Origin of the sequence: Dyadobacter sp. SG02 (assembly GCF_900109045.1) — a bacterium.
GTDB lineage: Bacteria > Bacteroidota > Bacteroidia > Cytophagales > Spirosomataceae > Dyadobacter.
The window spans coordinates 232544-254304 of sequence record NZ_FNYL01000007.1; the positions used below are offsets into that span (position 1 = coordinate 232544).

At 52.9% G+C, this 21761-nt stretch carries 18 protein-coding genes; 7 read left to right on the forward strand and 11 right to left on the reverse strand.

Going from position 1 to position 21761, the window contains the following annotated elements:
* The first annotated feature begins 197 nt into the window (after positions 1–197).
* Both glgX and treZ read left to right on the forward strand, forming a co-directional pair.
* Positions 198–2378, forward strand: coding sequence for a glycogen debranching protein GlgX (gene glgX / locus BMW93_RS18290; RefSeq protein ID WP_090379415.1), 2181 nt, complete (start codon positions 198–200; stop codon positions 2376–2378).
* Positions 2375–4222, forward strand: coding sequence for a malto-oligosyltrehalose trehalohydrolase (gene treZ / locus BMW93_RS18295; RefSeq protein ID WP_090379418.1), 1848 nt, complete (start codon positions 2375–2377; stop codon positions 4220–4222). Before glgX ends, treZ begins: the two co-directional genes overlap by 4 nt.
* Here treZ and BMW93_RS18300 read toward each other — a convergent pair.
* On the reverse strand, positions 4209–4781 hold the full coding sequence (locus BMW93_RS18300; RefSeq protein ID WP_090379878.1) for a hypothetical protein: 573 nt from the start codon (positions 4779–4781) through the stop codon (positions 4209–4211). The two genes, treZ and BMW93_RS18300, sit on opposite strands and share 14 nt — an antisense overlap.
* A 202-nt stretch (positions 4782–4983) precedes the next feature.
* On the opposite strand from BMW93_RS18300, the gene BMW93_RS18305 reads away from it, so the two are divergent.
* Positions 4984–6423, forward strand: a complete 1440-nt coding sequence (locus BMW93_RS18305; protein ID WP_090379421.1) for an arabinose isomerase — start codon at positions 4984–4986, stop codon at positions 6421–6423.
* A 102-nt stretch (positions 6424–6525) separates the two neighbouring features.
* On the opposite strand, the gene BMW93_RS35495 is transcribed toward BMW93_RS18305, so the two are convergent.
* The 4 genes from BMW93_RS35495 to BMW93_RS18320 form a co-directional block, all read right to left on the reverse strand.
* The gene (locus tag BMW93_RS35495; protein ID WP_177194120.1) at positions 6526–6693 is read right to left on the reverse strand and encodes a hypothetical protein; all 168 of its coding nucleotides are present in this window, start codon (positions 6691–6693) and stop codon (positions 6526–6528) included.
* 101 nt (positions 6694–6794) lie between these two features.
* The gene (locus BMW93_RS18310; RefSeq protein WP_090379881.1) at positions 6795–7958 is read right to left on the reverse strand and encodes a class I SAM-dependent RNA methyltransferase; all 1164 of its coding nucleotides are present in this window, start codon (positions 7956–7958) and stop codon (positions 6795–6797) included.
* A 100-nt stretch (positions 7959–8058) separates the two neighbouring features.
* The gene (locus tag BMW93_RS18315; RefSeq protein WP_090379424.1) at positions 8059–8967 is read right to left on the reverse strand and encodes an NAD(P)/FAD-dependent oxidoreductase; all 909 of its coding nucleotides are present in this window, start codon (positions 8965–8967) and stop codon (positions 8059–8061) included.
* 51 nt (positions 8968–9018) lie between these two features.
* Entirely contained in the window at positions 9019–9573 is a 555-nt protein-coding gene (locus BMW93_RS18320) for a TetR/AcrR family transcriptional regulator (protein WP_090379427.1), read from the reverse strand.
* Positions 9574–9810: 237 nt separating this feature from the next.
* On the opposite strand from BMW93_RS18320, the gene BMW93_RS18325 reads away from it, so the two are divergent.
* On the forward strand, positions 9811–10845 hold the full coding sequence (locus BMW93_RS18325) for a type VI immunity family protein (RefSeq protein ID WP_090379429.1): 1035 nt from the start codon (positions 9811–9813) through the stop codon (positions 10843–10845).
* A gap of 185 nt (positions 10846–11030) precedes the next feature.
* Here the strand turns inward: BMW93_RS18325 and BMW93_RS18330 are convergent, their stop codons facing one another.
* The 4 genes from BMW93_RS18330 to surE all read right to left on the reverse strand — a co-directional run bounded on the left by BMW93_RS18330 (position 11031) and on the right by surE (position 18022).
* Positions 11031–13100 (reverse strand): T9SS type A sorting domain-containing protein, encoded by a 2070-nt coding sequence (locus tag BMW93_RS18330; protein ID WP_090379432.1) that lies wholly within the window; start codon positions 13098–13100, stop codon positions 11031–11033.
* Positions 13101–13386: 286 nt separating this feature from the next.
* Positions 13387–15708 carry a c-type cytochrome gene (locus BMW93_RS18335; protein ID WP_090379434.1) on the reverse strand — a complete coding sequence of 774 codons (2322 nt, stop codon included), beginning with the start codon at positions 15706–15708 and terminating at the stop codon, positions 13387–13389.
* Between the two features lie 56 nt (positions 15709–15764).
* Complete coding sequence (locus BMW93_RS18340) at positions 15765–17057, reverse strand: MFS transporter (protein ID WP_090379437.1); 1293 nt, start codon at positions 17055–17057, stop codon at positions 15765–15767.
* 230 nt (positions 17058–17287) lie between these two features.
* Entirely contained in the window at positions 17288–18022 is a 735-nt protein-coding gene (gene surE, locus BMW93_RS18345; protein ID WP_090379438.1) for a 5'/3'-nucleotidase SurE, read from the reverse strand.
* A gap of 85 nt (positions 18023–18107) precedes the next feature.
* On the opposite strand from surE, the gene BMW93_RS18350 reads away from it, so the two are divergent.
* The 3 genes from BMW93_RS18350 to BMW93_RS18360 all read left to right on the forward strand — a co-directional run bounded on the left by BMW93_RS18350 (position 18108) and on the right by BMW93_RS18360 (position 20451).
* Positions 18108–19010: a diacylglycerol kinase family protein gene (locus BMW93_RS18350; protein WP_090379441.1), complete on the forward strand. Its 903-nt coding sequence runs from the start codon at positions 18108–18110 to the stop codon at positions 19008–19010.
* A 110-nt stretch (positions 19011–19120) separates the two neighbouring features.
* The gene (locus BMW93_RS18355) at positions 19121–20125 is read left to right on the forward strand and encodes an NAD(P)/FAD-dependent oxidoreductase (protein WP_090379445.1); all 1005 of its coding nucleotides are present in this window, start codon (positions 19121–19123) and stop codon (positions 20123–20125) included.
* Between the two features lie 2 nt (positions 20126–20127).
* On the forward strand, positions 20128–20451 hold the full coding sequence (locus BMW93_RS18360; RefSeq protein WP_090379447.1) for a 2Fe-2S iron-sulfur cluster-binding protein: 324 nt from the start codon (positions 20128–20130) through the stop codon (positions 20449–20451).
* 173 nt (positions 20452–20624) lie between these two features.
* On the opposite strand, the gene BMW93_RS35855 is transcribed toward BMW93_RS18360, so the two are convergent.
* Together BMW93_RS35855 and BMW93_RS18370 are read right to left on the reverse strand one after the other, a co-directional pair.
* Positions 20625–20813, reverse strand: coding sequence for a hypothetical protein (locus BMW93_RS35855; RefSeq protein WP_229240572.1), 189 nt, complete (start codon positions 20811–20813; stop codon positions 20625–20627).
* A gap of 53 nt (positions 20814–20866) precedes the next feature.
* Positions 20867–21688, reverse strand: a complete 822-nt coding sequence (locus BMW93_RS18370) for a maleylpyruvate isomerase N-terminal domain-containing protein (protein WP_090379450.1) — start codon at positions 21686–21688, stop codon at positions 20867–20869.
* Positions 21689–21761 lie beyond the last annotated feature (73 nt).

The following is a 21761-nucleotide window of genomic DNA, read 5'->3' on the forward strand; positions in this document are numbered from 1 at the left end:
TGCCCGCAAGTTGACTTATGTTCAATGGGCAGTCACGGTGTGACTGTGGAAATTCTTCCCGGGTGTGTTCGACCTGTGTTGGCATAATTTTGTATCAGGCAACCCGTGAAACAGCCATTTTTCCCATCGAATGCTTCCGACATTGAGCTTGTGCAGATGCGTGGAGAAATGGTGTATCCGAACTCAAACAGACTGATATGAAGAAGATTGCCAATAAACAACTTGTAGAACAATCGCGTGAAAGCGGCGTGAAGGTGTTTCCCGGCGAGCCGTACCCGCTGGGTGCGACCTGGGACGGTAAAGGGGTGAATTTTGCGCTGTATTCCGAGAATGCCACAGGTGTGGAACTGTGCCTGTTCAAAAATGCCGACGACAAAAACGAGCATATTAAAATACAGATCAAAGAAGTATCGCATCACGTGTGGCACGCATATGTTCCGGGGCTCAAACCCGGCCAGTTGTACGGTTACCGCGTGCACGGGCCCTATGAACCGACGGTAGGGCTGCGTTTCAATCCCAATAAATTACTGATTGATCCTTACGCCAAATCCATTTCCGGCACTGTACAATGGCACGATGCGCTGTTTGGGTACAATATAGGTGACCCGGAAGAAGACCTGAGTTTCAGCGAGCTTGATAGCGCCCCTTACATTCCCAAATCCGTGGTGGTAGACCATTTATTCGATTGGGAAGGCGTGGAAGCACCGGGGATTCCATACCACGACACGGTCATTTATGAGTTGCACGTGAAAGGGTTCAGCTGCCTGCATCCCGATGTGCCGGAAGACATTCGCGGAACCTACGCCGGATTGGCGCATCCGGCCAGCATTGCCTATCTGAAAAAACTGGGTATCAATGCCGTGGAGCTGATGCCCGTGCACCATTTTATCTCCGACAGGCACTTGCAGGAACGTGGATTAGCCAATTACTGGGGCTACAATTCCATCGGTTTTTTCGCCCCGGATGTGCGGTACAGCAGTTCCGGAACGCATGGAGAACAGGTGAAGGAATTTAAAAATATGGTCAAGGAGCTCCATAAGGCCGGTATCGAAGTGATTCTCGATGTCGTGTACAACCACACCGGTGAGGGCAGTCACCTCGGGCCGACATTATCGTTCCGGGGAATCGACAATATGGCGTATTACCGGCTCATGGACGGCCGGTACTATATGGATTATACCGGTACAGGCAATACGTTGAATGCCAGGCTCCCCAGCGTACTGCGGCTCATTATGGACAGCCTCCGTTACTGGATCACCGAAATGCACGTCGACGGCTTCCGGTTCGACCTCGCATCCACGCTCGCACGCGAGCTGCACGAGGTGGACAGGCTGAGCGCATTCTTCGATATTATTCACCAGGACCCTGTGATTTCGCAAGTGAAGCTCATCGCCGAACCCTGGGACATCGGTTTCGACGGCTACCAGGTGGGCAAGTTCCCCATCGGCTGGGCCGAGTGGAACGGCCGTTACCGCGACTGTATGCGCGATTATTGGCGTGGGGCGGACAGTATGCTCGCCGAATTTGCCGAGCGATTCACAGGCAGCTCCGATCTGTACAAAGGGGAGGACCGCTTCCCGACGGCAAGCATTAATTTCATCACAGCCCACGACGGTTTTACATTGAATGACCTTGTTTCGTATAATGATAAGCGTAATGATGAAAACGGTGAAGAGAACCAGGACGGCGAGAGCCACAACCGCTCCTGGAACTGCGGTGCCGAAGGGCCTACCGACGACGAGGAGATAATCGGGCTGCGCAACAAGCAGAAACGCAACTTCCTGACCACACTATTTCTCTCACAGGGCGTACCGATGCTCGTGGCCGGCGACGAATGGGGCCGTTCGCAGAATGGTAACAACAATGCCTATTGTCAGGACAATGAGATTTCCTGGCTGAATTGGGACAAAATGGATGAAAAGTTGCTGGAATTCACCCGTAAGCTGATCGCGTTCTGTAAAGCGCACCCCACGTTCCGGCGCAAGCACTGGTTCCGCGGCGTGCCGATCAAGGGCGCCGGACTCGAAGACATCGCCTGGTTCCTGCCCGACGGTCAGGAAATGCCCGATGAAAACTGGAACCACGATTACGCCAAATCTCTCGGTATTTTCCTGAATGGAAAGGGTATCAGGCATATGGATCCGAAAGGCAAACCTATTTACGACGACAGTTTTTACATGATATTCAATGCGCATTACGAACCTGTGGAATACACGCTGCCGCCCGCGAAATATGGCAGCGAATGGCGAAAAGTGATCGACACCGCCGCCGCCTGCGTGAGCGACGACGGCCAGGTGCTGAAACCGGGTGACAGTTTTGCGGTCGAAAGCCGTTCGGTAGTGGTATTCAGACATGCATTGGAAGAACAGAAAATATGAGCTACGACGATTTGATGGCCATGCGGCCGGGCGTTACATTCGATGCGCGCGGCGAGGCTCAGGTGCTCGTTTGGGCACCCAAGGCGGAGAAGTTGCAATTACAATTCGGCGAAGAGGCGAAAATGCTCGACATGGAACCGAAGGACTATGGTTTCTGGACGTTGCAAACCCGCGCTTTATGGCCGGGCGACCGCTACCGCTTCCTGCTCGACGGAAAGGGGCCGTACCCCGACCCGGCGACGCTTTACCAGCCCGAAGGCGTGCACGGCCCGTCAGAAGCATTTGATTTACAGGAGTATGAATGGTCTGACCGGAATTGGAAGAATCCATCCATGAAGGATTATATCATTTACGAACTTCACACGGGTACGTTTACAGAGGAGGGTACGTTCGCGGCGGTGGAAGCTAAGCTTGACCATCTTGTGGAGCTGGGGGTGAATGCGATCGAGCTCATGCCGGTTTCCCAGTTTGCGGGCGATCGCAACTGGGGATATGATGGCGTATTTCCGTACAGCACCCAGAATTCGTATGGCGGGCCGGCGATGTTGCAACAACTTGTCGACGCGTGCCATGAAAAAGGCATTGCCGTCATACTCGATATGGTGTACAACCACCTGGGGCCGGAGGGCAATACACTTGGTCATTTCGGACATTATTTTACGGATAAATACCACACGCCCTGGGGTGATGCGATCAATTTCGACGATGCCTGGTCGGATGCCGTGCGGCATTACTTTGTACAAAATGCGTTGATGTGGTTCCGCGATTTCCATATCGATGCCCTGCGCCTGGATGCCGTGCACGCGATCAAGGATTTCAGTCCCGTACATATTTTGCAGGAAATCCGGCAGCAGGTCGATGCGCTCGTGCGCGAGACAGGTCGGGAGCATTACCTGATCGTCGAAATGGATCTGAACGACACGCGTTTTGTAAAACCTATCGAAGCCGGCGGTTACGGAATGCATGCGCAATGGGTCGACGAGTTCCACCACGCATTACGCGTGAGCTCCGGGCAGGAGCGGAATGGTTACTATGTTGATTTCGATGGGGTTGCTTCGCTGGGAAAGTCGTTCAGGGACGCCTATGTGTTCGACGGCCTTTATTCCGACCACCGGAAACGGAAGTTTGGCATAAAAGCGGACGGCATTCCCGGGCAGCAATTCATTGTTTTTTCCCAAAACCACGACCATATCGGTAACCGCATGCTGGGCGAGCGTACAAGCCAATTGGTGAGTTTTGAAATGCAGAAACTGCTGGCGGGTACCGTGTTCGTGAGCCCGTTTGTACCGTTACTTTTTATGGGTGAAGAATGGGCTGAGCCGAACCCATTCCAGTATTTTGTGAGCCATACCGAGGAAGAGCTGGCCGAAGCCGTGCGAAAAGGCCGGAAAAGCGAGTTTGCCGCATTCCATCTCGAAGGCGAGGCGCCCGACCCTATGGCGGTGTCGACATTTGAAAATTCCAAATTGCAATGGGCGCTCATCGACCAGCCGCCGCACGGCACCATGCTGCAATACTACCGGCAATGGATCGTGTTGCGGAAAAGCCAGCAGTTACTGCGCGAATGCGACCGTAACGGCTTGTCGGTGGAAGTTTTCGGGGAAAAAGAGCTGCTTTGCATTCAGCGGGTTTGGGGCAGGCAGCATTTGGTCGCGTTTCTCAATTTTTCGAAATCCTCACAGGAGGTGTCGCTGCCTTTCGAACACCTTTCCTGGCATAAACTCATGGCATCTTCGGATTCAGCCTGGAACGGGCCATTGGAAATGCCGGAGCAAGCCGAGGCAGGCGCATTGACCGTCGCGGCGGAGTCCATTACAGTTTATGCCAATATTATAAATTCCTGATTTTGATGCGGATATCGTGCGGGGCCACCTCGTCGCCGCCGAAATAGGGGAGCAATTTATAGGCAACACCCACACCGCCCGAGCAGTGGCGGGGCATTACGGTTTCGATGCCGCGGTAGGTAAACACGTACGTATTTTCGCGGATATCGATCCGGAAGCTGTTCAGTTCATTGAGCTCGGCGGTGCCGAGTTCGCGCTCCTGGCGCACGCCGTTCACATATATGTACGCGTAGATGCGTAACGCGCCCTCGCGCCAGTTCCAGCCGAAGCGCGCGCTGTTGTTCTGGTGCTGCGAACTGCAATCCGAGAAACCGTAGAGCTTGTTGATATCGTTCTGGTTTTCAGGGATATTGGTTTTGTAAACACAACTGCTGTCGAACACGGCCTGAAAACGCATGGAAGAGGCTGTGAACGGTGTATTCAGGTTTCGCTCGACCTCATGGTTGCCGGCCTTGATATCATAAGTAATAAAATCGTCCCCAAAACTCGGCGTATTGCCGATCCATTCACAGGAAACGGCGCCGGTCAGGAGGGTAAGCGCCATCAGATATCGTTTCATCGGTTCTGGTTTTTGGTGTAAATACCGGCCGATCGGCGACCGGCAGAAATTCAGCATAGGAACGCACAATCTGCCTGAAAATTGGATATCAGTCAACTTGTATCCGCTTTTTCACAAGGATAGATGGTGTCATATCAACACATTTTTTGAGTAAGACTTTGTGATTGAAGCTTTTTGAATAAGCAACAATCTGGTATAGATTATGACAAAAGAGAATGCATACAATCTACGCGTGGGCCTGTTCGGCATTGGTTTGGATGCTTATTGGGCACAGTTTGAAGGTCTCGAAGCGCGGCTGAAAGGTTACGTCGGCATTGTAACTGAAAGGCTGGGCGGTTATGGCGCGGAAATCGTCAACCTCGGACTCATCGATACGCCTGAGAAGGCGTTGGCAGCCGGCCACCAGTTCCGGCGGGAGGATGTGGACTTGATCTTCCTTTACGTGACCACCTACGCATTGTCGTCGACCGTGCTGCCGGTGGTGTCGCGCGCGAAGGTGCCGGTGATCGTCCTGAACCTGACGCCGGAACCCGCGATCGATTACCAATGGTTCAATGCATTGGGCGACCGCACGCGTATGACCGGCGAATGGCTCGCCTTTTGCTCGGCCTGTCCCGTACCCGAGATCGCCAACGTGTTCCGCCGCTCGCGCATTCCGTTTTACCAGGTCACCGGCACATTGCACGACGACCCGGAGGTATGGCAGGAGGCCCGCGAGTGGATAGAGGCGGCCAAAGTAGCACATACGATGGCGCACAACCGTCTGGGCGTGATGGGCAACTACTACGGCGGCATGCTCGATATTTATTCCAACCTCACATTGCAATGCGCCACATTCGGCGGGCATGTGGAAATTATCGAAGTGGATGAACTCTCGGCCCTCCGCGAATCGGTTTCGGACGAAGAAGTGCAAACAATGATCGGGACTTTCGGAGCGACATTCGATATCCAGGACGACTGTTCTGAATTTGAAATAAAAAGGGCCGCCCGAACGGCCGCCGCATTGGAAAAACTGGTTGAAATACACCAATTGGGCTCGATGGCCTACTATCACAAGGGCACGGGCAATGCGGAGAATGAGGACACCATGAGCTCGGTCATCCTTGGTAACTCGCTGCTGACGGCCCGGGGCATTCCCGTGGCTGGCGAGTACGAAGTGAAAAATGCGCAGGCGATGAAGATTATGGATAGTTTCGGTGCGGGAGGTTCATTCACAGAGTATTATGCGATGGATTTTAAAGATGATGTGGTGCTGATGGGCCACGATGGCCCCGGCCATATTGCCATTGCGGAGGGAAAAACAAAGGTAAAACCGCTGTATGTCTATCACGGGAAAGTAGGGAACGGGCTGTCGGTGGAAATGAGCGTCGCACACGGGCCGGTAACATTGCTGTCGGTCGTGGAAACGGTGGAAGGGAAGGTGATTTTGCTGGTAGCGGAAGGAGAGTCGGTACCGGGGCCGATTCTGGAAATCGGAAATACCAACAGCCGGTACCGGTTTCCGATCGGCGCGAAACGCTTCACGGAACGGTGGAACAGCCACGGCCCGGCGCACCACTGTGCGGTAGGGATCGGGCATATTGCGTCCAAAATCGATAAGCTGGGGAAATTGCTGGGGATTGAAATGGTGAAGGTCTGCTAGCCGCAGATGCCCCGTGAGGGCACAAAAAAAACGAAGTCCGGATGATCGTTTCATGCGGACTTCGTTCTCAACTTAGGAACCATTTAAGGGTGCATTTGAATGCTACCTTTGCTGTTTTCCCAGACTGTGATTCTCTTTCTGGTTGCTGGTAATATGATTGCCTTTCACCATCTCTTCTTCACGATGTCTGCTGTCCAGATTGTCTTTGTTTTCAGGTCTGTTCTGAGCCTGGCCTTTCGGCATGGTTCCTGAACTTTGTGAATGTTTCATGACAATTTTCTAAATGGTTATGTCATGTATTATCTAAATATTATGCCAAAGTTGCCGGATTAGGATGCCAAAAGCAGCGGCGCCCCGCCGGCGATTTTGTACTATATCCTTCTCGATCCCTCGTACAACTCGTATTCGAGCAGGCGACAATCTATTTTTCCGGAATAAAACTCCATTCTGCGTTTGGCTTTAAGACCTATTTTTTTGGCCAGATCGAGGTTGCCGGTGAACACATATCCGAAATATCCTCCACACTTCTGTTTCATAAAATCACCAATCCGTCCATAAGTTTCTTCAAGTTCGCTGATCTCGCCGAGCCGCTCGCCGTACTCGGGGTTCACGAAAAACACGCCCTTGTTATCCTGCGGCACTTCGGTGTCGGCAAAATCGCAAAGTCCGAACTCGATCATATCGGCGACCCCGGCCGCGATCGCATTCTTTTTGGCATTGGCCACCGCATTCTGATCGTGATCGGTAGCAATAATGCGGGCATTCGGGGCTTCGATGATCTGCGCTTCGAGCTTGTCCTGCGCCGCGAAATACACTTCCTCGTCATATCCGAGCAAATGCATGAACGAATAATTATCCCTGAAAAGCCCCGGTCGGCTGTTGGTAGCGATCAATGCGGCCTCGATCGCGAGCGTGCCCGAGCCACACATGGGGTTTATGAATGCCGAGTTATGGTTCCATTGGCTGGCCAGAATAGTCGCCGAGGCCAGCGATTCGAGCATGGGTGCTGCGCCGGGGATTTTGCGGTACCCGTGCCGTGCTACCGTTTCGCCGGAGGTATCGATGAAGATCTCGGCGCGGTCGTCTTTCCAGAACAAATGCACCACTGCACCTTTCAACTCCGAGCCGGTTGACGGCCTGGCGCCCTTTTTGTCGCGCAGCCTGTCCACGATGGCGTCCTTCACGCGCAGGTTCGCGAACATGGTATTGTTTACGGTCGCAGTCATCACATTGCTGGTCACCGAGAAATACGCGTCGTCGGCCAGGATATTCTCCCATTGCATTTTGGACAAAAACCGGTAAACATCGTCGGGGTGCTGCGCGCTGAATGTGCCGAGGCTGTATAACACCTGGCTCGCACAGTAGAGGTTCAGGTTCAGTTTGATGCAATCAGTAACCGTACCCCGCAGCTGTACGCCCGTCGCAAATGTCTCTTCCACCCGGAAACCCAGTTCCGTCACCTCTTTTTCAAGAAATGGCGCGAGGCGTTTGTAACAAGTGATGGTAATGGGGGCGGTGGTTTTGAATAGGGACATTGATTGGCTGCCGGCTTTTTGATAAAATAACATTTTTTTGACCGCCGACCATTGACTGCCGACCGCCGAAAGCTGCAAAACTACCACATTGGCGCGCCAATCAGTACTCTTCGTTGATTAATTCGTGATTAAGCCTCGCCCCGGCCGTGGTACCCGCAGCCATGGCCCCCGTTAACCCCCTGAATGCACCACTGTTATCACCTGCTGCGTAAATGCCTGCGACTGTCGTTTTTTGTGCCTCGTCTACTTTGATAAAACCTTGCGCATTGAGCTCGCAGCCGAGTTCTTCGGGTATCAGGCAATGCTGTACGAAGGCCGGGCGGTGGTAAAGCGCAGTGATTTCACGGGTGGTTCCATCGGCCAGGCGTAGCGTTTCGAGGTAACCGCTTTCATGGTTGAGGGATGCAATGGGCTGTTCGACGATTTCCGCGCCAAACGCAAGCATTTTTTCGCGCGCGGCTTCCTCGAATGTCGCGGGGCCATTGGTGTAGAGGGTCAGGTCGGCGGTCCAGTTGCGGATCATTTTCAGGTATTCCGATGCCATTTCGCCATTCATGAGCACGCCGGTGCGGGCGTCGCTGTACTCGTAGCCGTGGCAGTAGGGGCAATGAATGGCGCTGATGCCCCAGCTTTCGGCGAAACCGGGAATTTCCGGCATAATGTCGCGGATACCTGTTGTGAAAATGAGTTTTTTGGCTTGTAATGCATGGCCGTTGTCGGTAGTGACAGTGAATGCCCCATCGCTGCCGTTCACGTGCGTAACGAGGCCTGCGCGCATGTGTACGGTCGGGTAGGCGAGTACCTGCTCGCGTGCGAGTGCGGAGATTTCGGCGGGCGTCTTGCCGTCGTGGGTAATGAGGTTATGCGAATGCGGTGTCTGCCGGTTGCAAGGTTTGCCGCTGTCGATAATGATCACATTCCGGCGGGCGCGGCCCAAGGTCATGGCTGCCGAAAGCCCGGCATAACTGCCGCCGATAATGGCGACGTCGAATAGTTGTTGATCAGTCATATTTGAAATATATAAATGTCTCAAAAATGAGACATGGGTGGACAAAAAATTTTAGATACCTATTCCCTTACTGAATGAAAACCAAGCAAGCTGGCGTGCCTCCGCGCGTGCAAGCGAGCCCTTTTGCTGCGAATTGATAAACACCACCACTACGCTCTGGAAGAAGTTATGTATCCAATCCACCGTCATGCCCTGGTTGATAATGCCTGTTGTGAGTAATAATTGCAGATTTCCTTTCCAGAGCTCGAAAGTATGGTCGTATTCGGAGCATTCTTCGTTGGCCGCCTGGTGTTTGTGATCGTGGAGCGTGTGTAATTTATGTAAAAAGGTGTTTTTAGAGCCGCAATCGAGTCCGGCGTAAAACATCGCTTCCAGCCTTTCTTTCGGGTTTTGGGTTGTGTTGTACGCATTCGCCATGGCTGCCGCGCAAGCTTTCCGGATTTCCTTCTGGCATTTGTCCATCAGCTCCTTCCGATCTTTGAAATACCGGTGCAAAGTCCTGCGCGTAACCTGCGCCTGGTCCGCCACTTTTTCCAGCGGCGCAGAGAGGTCCTCATTGAAAATCAGGATCGCCGCCTCGATAATGCTTTGCTCGGTGTCTTTCATGATGAGGCAAATGTAAGAATAATGTCTCAAATATGTGACATTATTCGCGGAATAAAGTTAGAGAAAGAGAGAGAGAGAGAGAATGGAATAGAGCTGTAATTTAACCATTCAATTATTGATGTCGTATGAAGGTTAAATCTACAATTCCACCGTAAATAAGGTTTGCTAGGTTTGATGGAAGATTTTAAATAGCTGTAAATCCAACAGCTGAAAGTTGTGAATCCTTTTATTCTCCATATGATCTATCAACCAGTCAATCCCTCTGAGTTCACACTGGTCGTTGACGGCACGACCGCCGTCACCCCATGTGTGTCGTTCACATTGTATCTTCAGTATTACGATGGCGAAGGCATCCTCGACTTCTACCAGCGAACGCGAGTGGTGGCTGGATCTCTCCTCACCCATTACTCGACCCCGTCCATGAGGCGTGCTGCCAAAATCAACATGCGAGCGGAATCCATGGTGCCAACGTGGATCAGCAACCCTACAAAAGAAAAAAAATACATTATCGATTTTAGTGGATGCGATAACGGCTCGGGGGTAACAGCTGCCAGCTTAGGGCTCGAGTTCTCATTCGGGGAGCCAATGACGGAGGCGCAACTTGAGCGTGGGCGTGAAACCTGGCGCTCGTGGTTCGCCCATGGTGCGGATCTATTCTGGCCTGGGATGAACACGCTGCGCGTGACTCTACCGCTCGATCATGCCCTCGCCCAGGATCCGGCCTCGCTCGCCGAGTGGGTGCTCGGGTTCTCCTTGGTGAAGCGCGGGGCCTTCCTATCGGGCACGTGCGGCGTCGCCGTGAACTATGACGAGTTCGTGTCCGCCTCGGACATTCGCGTGCCGATGATCCAGCGGCTGGCTGCCGTGTGCCGCAGGTATCCCGGCACGGAGTGGAAGATTCCTCGGAGTTCAGTGCACAGGCTGTTGCGTTGGGACGTTCCGACCGATAATCGTGTTCCTCAGATCACTCGGGTATCCTGGCTCACGTTGATCGGCTCCGGCTGTGTTGAGCGCCTCGGGGGCCTTGATGTGCTGTCCGCGGCTTCGGCCCATCCGTCTCTGCGCGTCCACCTTTTGGGCAGCGGTGCCGTCATTCAGGCGGGCGACGCGCCGAACTTCGGGAATCCGGCAGACCGCGGTCGCCTCGCCGCTTACCGTGCTGCCGCTTCGGTGCTGCGGCCGCTGAGAATGCCTGTCATTGTCGGGCCAAGCGGCGAGCCAGAGCCATGGGTTGAGGAATGGCAGCGCTCGCTGGAAGAGCCCGCGGGTTGACCATGGGTTCTACTTACTGAATTGAATTAATATTGTCTTATTCTTATTTCATGAGCTCGTACTAATTCTTGTAATACAGGTAAACGTCTCGCGCGTGGCTATGAAGCCTCTCCTGCTATTCGAGATTATGACTTGAATGCGCGTATTGTTCCAAGCCCATATATCGCGCACTCTTGCCAAGGCACCTATTCTTTGATGATATGACGGGTCGTGCGCTCGCCGTGGTTCCGGGTGGCGCGGAGGAGGTAGGTTCCCGCAGGTTTGCCCCTAAGATCGATGTGGCGTATGCTTTGATCTGCTACTGCACTGCCGGGAGAATCGTATACTTTGATTCCCGAAGATGAGATCACTTCAAATCTGACGATGTCGTGGTCGGAGCGCGTGTCGATGGTGAGCCTGTCTTTTACGGGATTGGGATAGGCAAGCCAGCTCCCGGTGGTTTTTGCGAAAGTTACGGCCACTATCTTGCTGAATGCGAATGACCCGTCCTTGTCCACCATTTTCAGCCGGTAATAATTAATCCCTCCTGCCGGGTGATCGTGCACAAAGTCATATGCGGCTTTTGATAAAGGAGAACCTTTTGTGGCGACTGTCCCGATCGGAATCCAGTTCTTGCCGGGGTTTAAACTATGCTGCACCTCGAAGAAATCACTGTTAACCTCGGTACTGGTTGCCCAGACGAGCTTTGTTTTAGATTCTTCCTTTTTGCCGGCGAAGCTGATCAGCGTAACAGGCAACGATCCGCATTCGGCGAGGACATCGTCCGTGGTGGCGCAGTCTCCCGCATTCAAGTTGATGCTTCCGGGGACTGCTGAGCCGCTCAGGAATAAGCATACAGCAGGAATGGCGCAGTGGTTGAGAGAGGGATTGTCATTGATATAAACGTAATCGGAAAAACCCGTGATGTTTTTCAGCCCCTCGATATTGGCCAGCAAAGGGTTGCTGGCCAGGGTCACACCGGCCATTGACGAGGTAAGTCCCGAAAGGGCTGAAAGGTCTTCGAGCAAATCGTTGAGCTGGATATCCAGGTCAAATTGGATCGATGTTAGGTGATCGAGTCCGGTGAGATCGGCCAGCAGGGGATTGCCTTTGATGACCAGACTACCCAAACTGGAAATCCCGCTTAATGCGCTGATATCTGTGAGCGAACTATTATCTGATAAAGACAACCCACCACCGACGGTCGTAATCGCCGCCAGTCCGGTCAGGGAAGTAAGGTTCTCATTTTCACTTATTGTAATGCCATTCGCGACAGATAGCAGATTCGTTAAACCGGTCAGGTCCACCAAACCCGGGTTCGCCTGGATAAGAACATAATCTCCGACCGTCGTAATGTTGTGCAGACCGTTGAGGTCGGACAGGGCCGAGGCGGACAAAACCATCAGATAACCCGGCACCGATTCAATCAACGAGAGGGGGGACAGGCTCGTCAGGGCCGGGTTTAGAAAAATATGAATACTGCCACCCACAGATTCAAGGGCACTGAGCGCCGTAATATTTTGCAGTGACGAATTGAAATTCAGAAGTACATCCCCGCCGATGGAGGTAACCGCTTCCAGTCCGTCGAGCGATTCCAGCAGCGGATTGGTTGACAGGTCCAGTGCCCCGCCGATACTGGTGAATGTCCCGATGCCGCTGAGATCCGTCAATATATCCATATCATTGATCCGCAGGTCGCCGCCGATATTATTGATATTCAGTTCACTAAGGCTTGCCAGGGCGGACAGGTTAAGGATGAGCACGTAGTCGCCCACGCTGGTGATATTATGAAGTCCGTTGAGCGACGCCAGTGCATCGCTGGTATCGATCGTGAGACCTCCGCTAAGCGAGGTAACGCCCGCGAGTGCCGACAGGTCGGTGAGTGCGGCATTGCTTGCGATATTAATGCCGCCCACAACGTTGAGCGCGGCCAGGCCGGTAAGCGCTGTCAGGCTGGCATTGGAGTTAATATCCAGCTTTTCACCGATGCTCACCAAACCGTTCAATCCGGCCAATGACGACAATGCATCGCAGCTGTAAACCCGCAAATCGCCATCAACGGCGTCGATGATGAGCAGCGGGGTGAGGTCGGTAATGTCCGCGCCTTCAATAGTCAGGTCTCCGGCGATGGTCAGGTTGGAGCAACCTGCATAACTCGTACCAAAAGCATTTACTTCGGCCTGTGTGGAAAGCGTGATGTCCCCATCGGGAGGACATTGTGCCCAAAGGCAAACCGAAAGAAAATTAAGGGCGATTGTGAAGTAAAGTTTGCGCATAAAGTCCAAAGGATGATGGTGTCTTGATTGAATTCGGAGAACGCATTACCGGAAGCACTGCCGGGTATCGGGGCAGCATGGAAGGGCACATTAGCCGGACAATTAAGCCCTAATTCTCTCGAAAGCGGTTAGAGCGCGCGTCACAAAAACGTCACAATTAAATTCATGGCATGAATGTCCGGGAAGGAAGAAGATCTGGCAGGCTTGCAGCCTGCATTATGCAGGTAATGCACGAAAAAAGACGCCCCTTTCGAGGCGTCTTTTATTCAAAATCAACAACATGCCATCAAATGCCGTTCAGCTCGGATTCGGTGAATGCTTTTTCGCGACCGGTGAGCTTGGTGCGAACTTTGGTTACTTCTTCGGTGGTAACCTTGTCGGCATTGTTGCGCCACGAGCGGCGGATGAAGCTTAATAGCTGGGCAATGTCTTCGTTGGGCATGTCCTTGTCGTAGCCTATGCCGGGCATATCGCCGCTTACTTCGGGCGTCTGGTACACGTGGCCGTTCACTTTTACCGGGCCCGTCAGGCCGAAAAGGACAATGGAGATGAGTTTATCCTTGTTGCCGGTCACCCATTCCGACTGGTTCAACGGCGGTGCGAGCGATTTCACGCCGCCGCCATCGGCACCGTGGCAGGTTTGGCATATGGAGGTGAACAATGCTTCGCCCTTAGGAAATTCTTTTTTCAGCATTTCGGGGTTGCGGTTGCCTTGCGCGCTGCGGACAGCCGTTACCACACGGGTCAATTGCTTGTTGAGCAATGCATTTTGATCGGATACCGACGCCGAAATAGCGCCCTGGAATGCTTCTTCCTGATCCTGCAAGTTGCTGATAATGGCGTCGGATACGTAGCGATTGTTCGGATATTTGGCAGCGAGCTTGTTCAGCAGGCCGCGGGATGCGTTCTGGTCGAATTTCTCGATGCTTTTGGCAAGGAGGGCAATGTAAGGTGCCGCCAGGGTGTCGCCGGAATCGACGATGCCGTCGAATGCCGTGGCAAACTGCTGGTAGGACGTCGGAGTGATCACAGCAGTCGATGCGTAAAGCCCTTGTGCACGGAAAGTCCAGGCGGACTGGCGAATCCAGCTCAGCGCTTCCTCCGGTTTCAAAGCGTTCAAACCTTCGAGCGTCCACAATGCGTGGATGGCCAGCAATGGGTCGGCGGTTTGTTTAACAGCTTCCCGAAGCGCGGGCACGGTCTGGTTGTATTTACCGTCGATCAGTTTTTGCTGCGCGCGGTCGCGTACCCAGCCGTTCGGGTGGCCGAGCAGCTTCACCAGTTCCTGTGCGCCGTCCGGAATTGTTACCGGCCTGGGTTGCGAGCCTTTGGGAACGATCTTGTAAATGCGGCCCGCCGACAGTGGCTGGGTAAGGGCGCGTTTGCCGATCTGGTCTTTCAGGTAGGGTGTCAGGTAGGTTTTGTGCTGGATAATGCCGCGGTACATGTCGAGCACGAACATGCTGCCGTCGGGGGCATTGTAAAGGCTTACCGGACGGAAGCGCTCGTCGGTGCTGGCGAGGAACTCCTTGCCTTTGTAAGCGATATCGCCTTTGACCACATAGCCTTTTTCATTCAGGAAATCGCGTTTGATGAGGTTAGCGGAAGGTTCCGGCACGAATGCATTGAATTCGTAACTCTTGCCGAACAGATCACCCCGGTAGATCACCGGCCCCGCAGCTGCTGTAAATTCGTTCAGGCGGAGGCTGTCGTCGAGGACATTCTTCATATAGCCGCGGTTCACGCCCGGTGTGGGGTGGAGCGGGTACACTTTGTTGTTCGCCACCGACTTTTCATTGTAGCCTGCCACACCTCGCTGGTTTTTGTTCCACGCGCCGAGGCCGGCCGGGAAGTAATCGCCGAGCAGGTTCTGGGAATTGTTGTTGTAATAAAGCCGGCCGTAGTTGTCCTGGCAAATGCCCCATTGACCACGGAAATGCGTATGTTCGATCACCCATTTGCCCCCTATATGCCGGTAGCGTTTGTCGGATTTGGCATTGTAAATCCAGTTGTCCATTGCGCGGAGGAGGCCGTTTGGCTGGTGCTCCACGTTGCCGCCCTCGGTGTATTTAGGGTCTACAAGCGTTTTTTTAACGACCTGGTCGTTTTTCAGTTCATAAAACCAAAGATTGGTCGGCTCGGCTACGAGGATGCCGTTCTCAATCAGGCATATCGCGCGTGGGAGCACGAGCGAGTCGATCACCACTTTGCGGTCGTCGTACACGCCGTCCTTGTTCTTGTCGTCGAGGATCACGATGTTACCGTTGCGGATATCCTCGCCGGTACCGATGGTGTCGGGCATGTAACCAACCATTTCCACGACCCACATTCGGGCTTTGTCGTCGAACTGCATGGCCACAGGCGCGCTTACAAGCGGCTCGGAAGCAACGAGTTTGACTTCAAAACCATCCTCGATCACCATTTTGCCGATGGTTTCGGATGCGGGTATGAAAGGCGACTTTCCGGGTGTCTGGGCGGGTTTTTCTTCTTTCGCAACGGTGGTAGCAGCGGAAGAGGCGGTTTGCTGGGTGGTTTGTTTGTTGGTTTTACAATATACCAACAGAGTCGAAACCGCCAGAATCAATAGGGGATAACGGTACTTCTTCATCAGAATGCTATGCTAGCAAATTAACAGCTATGGTAATTTTTGGGTCAATCAGTTGTTTATAACGATTCCTCCACCGGTTTCATGCGGCTGGTCAGGAAATGAATGGCGAGCCAGGCGACAATGTAGGCCAGCCCGCACACAATGAACAGGATGTTGTAGCCCGCGCCGATGTTGCCGATTCCCTTGTAATGGTCGAGCAATGCGCCCACGAGCAACGGGAAGAATGTCGAACCCAGTGAACCGGCCATACCGCCGATGCCTACGACCGAGCTAACGGCGCGTTTCGGGAAAATGTCGGAGACGATCGTGAAAATATTCGCGCTCCAAGCCTGGTGCGCCGCCGTGGCAATGGCGATAATGCCTACGACCGTCCAGATATCCGTTGCGAATTGGGCAAGAATGATCGGCATGACGGCGAATGCCATCACGAGCAAGGTGGTTTTACGCGCCCGGAGCGGCGCCCAGCCTTTTTTGATCAGATAAGATGACAAATAACCGCCGCCAATGCTGCCGAATGTGGTCGCCGTGTAAACGATGGCCAAATGCATGCTGGGTTTTTTAAGATCGAGTGCGAATGTGGTAGCAAAATAGGAAGGCAGCCAGAACAGGAAGAACCACCACACGGGGTCGGTGAGGAATTTACCTATAATGAATACCCATGTTTGCGGCAAGCTGACGAGCTTGGTCCAGTGGATGGTTTTCTGGTTCTCTCCATCGCCGGCTTCGTTGTCGCTGTGGATGAATGCATATTCTTCCGGGCCTACTTTCTTATGGCGTGAAGGGATTTCGTACATCAACCACCAGAATATCAGCCAGATAAAACCAATTGCGCCAGTGATCAGAAAAGCGCCCTGCCAGCTGTAAGTAGCTAAAAGCCAAGGCACCAGAATAGGCGCGGCTACGGCACCGATGCTGGTACCGGAGTTGAAAATACCCGTTGCGAGCGCGCGTTCGCGTTTGGGAAACCATTCGGCTGTCGCTTTGACCGCCGCAGGAAAGTTACCAGCCTCGCCAAGCCCCAATACCGCGCGGACGGCACCGAAGCCGAAAGTACTTTTGACAAACGCATGCGCCACAGCGGCAATACTCCATATGATAATAGAAATGGCATAACCCAATTTCGAACCGATCTTGTCGATTATATTACCGAAGACGATGTAACCCGCCGCATAGCAGCCCGCGAAAACCATTACGATGTTCGCATAGTCGGTTTCAGTCCAGTTGAATTCTGTTTCGAGGGTGGGTTTTAGTAATCCAAGAATCTGTCTGTCGATGTAGTTGATGGTGGTTGCAAAGAAGAGTAATGCGCAAATAACCCAGCGATAGTTGCCAATATTGGTTTGTTTCATGATGGGGAAAAACTGATTTCTTGGATTCAGGAATTGATAAAAATACGTCTGTCTTGGGGATAAGACTGCATTTTACCCATTCTACCCCTTAATGTATTTGCAAAAGACTTGAACAAAAAGGAATCCCGCACCGGGTTAAGGCGCGGGATCGGGGGTAATAGAAGGAACGTATCGTAAATAATTTTAAAACACACTATCACTTTTAAAAGGCACAGCGTCGTCGCATTTACTTATGTAATAGGATACGCCAGCTGCGCTTTTACCAGTTCGGCTTCGTTGGTGAGGTCTAGGCGGAGGGGCGTGATGGAGACGAAATGGTTTTCAATGGCCCAGCGGTCGGTACCTTCCTCGGCGGGTTCCAGGGGTACCACGGTAAACCAGTAGTGCTTCCGGCCCATCGGGTCGAGGGCGGGAACGATGTTGTTGTCGTACAGCCGCACCGATTGCCGCGTCCAGCGCACGCCTTTGGGATCGTGCGGGAAGTTGACATTCACCAGATTTAAATGTGGGTTTTCGAAAAGCAGCTGCAATGCCTTTTCTACAAATGGGTCGAGTTTTACAAAATCGGGTTCCACGTCGGTGGGCGTGCTCAATGCAATGCCTTTGATTCCGAAAAGCACCGCTTGCTTGGCTGCGGCGAGTGTGCCCGAATGCCACATCGCATTCCCCAGGTTCGGCCCCATGTTGATCCCTGAAAGCACCACGTCGGGTTTGTCCCAGAGGTGTTGCCCTAATGCCACGCAGTCGGCCGGTGTGCCGTTCACGCGGTAGGCATCGATGCCCTCGAATTCAATGGGTGATTTTTTATAGGAAAGTGGCCGGGAGGCCGTAATGGCATGACCCATAGAGGATTGCTCCACATCGGGCGCCACGATTTTCACTTCCCCGAACCGCGAGGCGATTTTGGCAAGCGCCGCAATGCCCGGGCTGTATATTCCGTCGTCGTTCGTTACCAGGATTTTCATAACGTATAGCGTTTTCAGGTGGTTGTTAATAAAATTATGCCTGGTATGTTTTTTATAAAACCGGGATTATGCTATACATCCTGATATGAAAAAAACGACCCTATTGCACAACCCGACAGCCGGTGATAATGATTTTTCCAAAAAAGAGCTGGTCAAACTGATTGAAAAAGAAGGTTTCGATTGCGCCTATGCCTCGGTGAAGGAGGAAGGTTGGGATAATTTCGAAAACGACACCGATTTCCTGATCGTAGCCGGTGGCGACGGCACCGTGCGGCGGGCGGCCAAAGCGCTCATGAAGCGTAAACGGCTCGATAAGCAATATCCGCTGGCCCTGTTGCCACACGGTACCGCCAACAACATCGCGACCGCATTGCAGATCGAGGGGCACCCGAAGGATATTATTCCGCATTGGCATCATTACAAGCTACAACCGTTCGATATCGGTCGCGTACATGGCGTAGGCGAAGATCTTTTCATCCTTGAAGCATTCGGTTACGGCATCTTTCCGCGCCTGATGAAGGTAATGGATAAAATAGAGAGCGATATCGGCGACACCGCAGAAGAAAAGCTGAAAGCGGCGCGTGCGGTGCTGCTTGAAATCGTGCAAAGCTATGAGGCCCGGCCATGCACGATCGTGGCCGACGGCGTCGAGCATTCGGGTAATTATATTATGGTGGAAATCATGAATATCCGCTCCATGGGGCCCAACCTGGTGCTCGCGGGTGACGCCGACCCGGGCGACGGCCTGCTCGATGTGGTGATGGTGTCGGAAGGGAGCCGTAACAAATTCGAATCGTTTTTGCTCAGCCGCATCAATGACGAGGACAAAGAATTCAGTTTTTCGACCATTCGCGCGAAGAAGGTAAAGGTGTTCTGGGACGGAAAAGACGTCCATGCCGATGACGAGCGGCTTAAAATCGAGAAACCGGTGGAAGTAGAGATTGAAATACTGCCTGATATGCTGCAATTTATGATCACGGAAAGTTGAACCCATAACTTTTGGTTATAGCGGATAACCAATTGTGATTGGCGTACGATGGGAATGAGGGCTACTTTTGGAACATCAAAGTTTTCCAAAATTCTCATTCACATTGAATTATGATCCACACAGACATTTGCATTATCGGAGCGGGGCCAGTAGGGCTCTTCGCGGTTTTCGAAGCCGGACTGCTCAAAATGCGTTGCCACCTCATCGACGCCCTGCCTGTGGTAGGCGGCCAGCTTGCTGAAATTTATCCCCAAAAACCAATCTACGACATTCCCGGCGCCCCGGCCATCATCGCCGAAGATTTGGTAAACAACCTCATGAAGCAGATCGAGGAGTTCAAACCCGGGTTCACATTGGGCGAGCGGGTTGAAGCGCTCGAAAAGCAGGACGACGGCAGTTACATTGTCCGTACCAACGAAGGTACCGATGTGCATTGCCAGGTGGTGGTGATCGCCGCAGGCCTCGGCAGTTTCGAGCCGCGCAAGCCGGCGGTGGAGCAGCTGGAATACTTCGAAGGCAAAGGGGTGCATTATATGGTGAAAAAGCCGGAGCAGTTCCGCGGACGGAATGTGGTACTTGCCGGAGGCGGCGATTCCGCGCTCGACTGGACGATCTTCCTGGCAGATGTCGCTTCCCGCGTGACGCTCGTGCACCGGGGCGATACCTTCCGCGGTGCGCCGGATTCGGCAGAAAAGGTATACGACCTGGCCGGTAAAGGCAAAATCGACCTCGTACTTCAAGCGCAGGTGAACAAGCTGGGTGGTAATGGCGTGCTCAAAGAAGTCTCCATTCTGGGCAATGACAAGTCGGTCTTCACCATTCCTACGGACGATTTTATCCCGCTTTTTGGCCTCAGTCCCAAACTCGGCCCCATTGCCGACTGGAACCTGGGCGTAGAGAAATCCGCGGTGATCGTGGATACCTTCGATTACTCGACCAACGTCGAACGCATCTATGCTATTGGCGACATCAACACCTATCCGGGCAAGCTGAAACTCATTTTGTGCGGTTTCCATGAAGCGGCCATCATGATGCAGAGCGCATTCAAGTACGTTTACCCGGATCAGAAATTGAGTTTCAAATACACCACTGTGAACGGTGTCAATCCATTTTAGCCATGATCAATATATTCATAGAGAACGATTTAGGAGAACGTCAGGCGTTGGAAATACCCACAGATATGGGTTTCAACCTGATGGAACTGCTCAAAGCATACGAATACGACATCCAGGCAACCTGCGGCGGCATGGCCCTCTGCGCGACCTGCCATATAGAAGTCCTCGAAGGCAAGGAAAAACTGCCGGACTCCAACGACCAGGAACTCGACACGCTCGACACACTGCCGAATGCCGACAGCAACAGCAGGCTCTCGTGCCAGCTACGGCCGTCCGAGGAAATGGACGGGCTCGTCTTCCGCCTGAAAGCATTGCAGGAAGCTTGAAATAAGGTTATTAGAATTTTGGAATAATAGTACATAAACCTCCGCTGGGCATGCAGCGGAGGTTTTTAGTTTTCAAAACAACCGTTTCACCTGTGGTAATGCCTCGTCGACCCAGAGCCTGTACATTTTTCCGGAGAAATGCAGATGGTCGTCGGCAATCATCATCGGATCGGTCAAAGCCTGCCTCGAAATGGCCAGCGGTCGTCCACGGACACACCCTGCCCGATCGTGTAGGAATCGCCCAGCGCGAGGTACTGCGGCTTACCGCTTTCATCGACCGGCTCGGGCGCGGCAGGCGAAGGACCCGGGCTGCCGCCGCAGGACAACATGGAGATCAGGATAGCAATTTGAAACAGTTTCATGCCTGATATACCGTTTTACGGAGGGTTTTGGATTGAAATAATGTAAAATTAGCTCAGGCCATGACTGCGATTAGGTTTAATGTAATGCCTGCAAGTTCTTTATTTCCCGTTAAATGTGCCTTTGGCAATGCCTCGTCCGGTTTAATGGCTTTGGTAAAAAGCTTCCAGGCGGTGTCGGCATCGAAGGTTAGCGAGGCTTCCGGAGCGTTTTCGGAAGTTTCAGTGAGCAGCCATCCATTTTCTGTTTTAATTAAAAACCATTCGAAGGTTTCGTCGAGCACGATACCTATACGCACAGCTGTGCCTGTGGGCGCCTGCGTGTGCCTGTACGTATGCGGGAGTCCGCGCAGGAAGGTTTCGATGAGCGGGCGGAAAAGCCGGGGCGTCATAATGCCGGGCTTGCCGACAGCGTCGCGGATCTGCTGCTGGTGATGCCACTTTTCGGTGTATTCGCGGGCGATGTGGAACCAGTTTTTGGAAACGGCTTCACCTGCCCAGGAAACGGAGAAAATAGCGTCCGCTTCGAGGTCCTGCTGCTGCATGATGACGGTATATTGCTTTCCGGTGCTTTCGATGAGTTCGGTGAGCAGGGCGGGGCTCATTCGTTTCGACGCATTTACCCAATCTGCATTCAACCGGTTTAAATAGGCTACCAGATCATCATAACTGTTGATTTCCCGGTCGGGCGCCGTGAAATGGCCGTCGCGGTACATCGAAATGTCGCGGATGTTGCCGTCGAGCAAATGCGCGGCCACGTCGCGTACCTTCCACAGGCGTGCAACGGTCGGCTTTTCCCACTCTTCGGGGGTGAGGGATTTTAGTAAGTCAATGAGGTGTTCGTCGAGTTCTTCGAACAGGTGAATGGTGTGAATCATGGCGGTGGTGTGGACTTGTTTTGTCCTAAATATCGATGAAAAAGGGATTTGTTGTGATGTTAAGGATGTGATT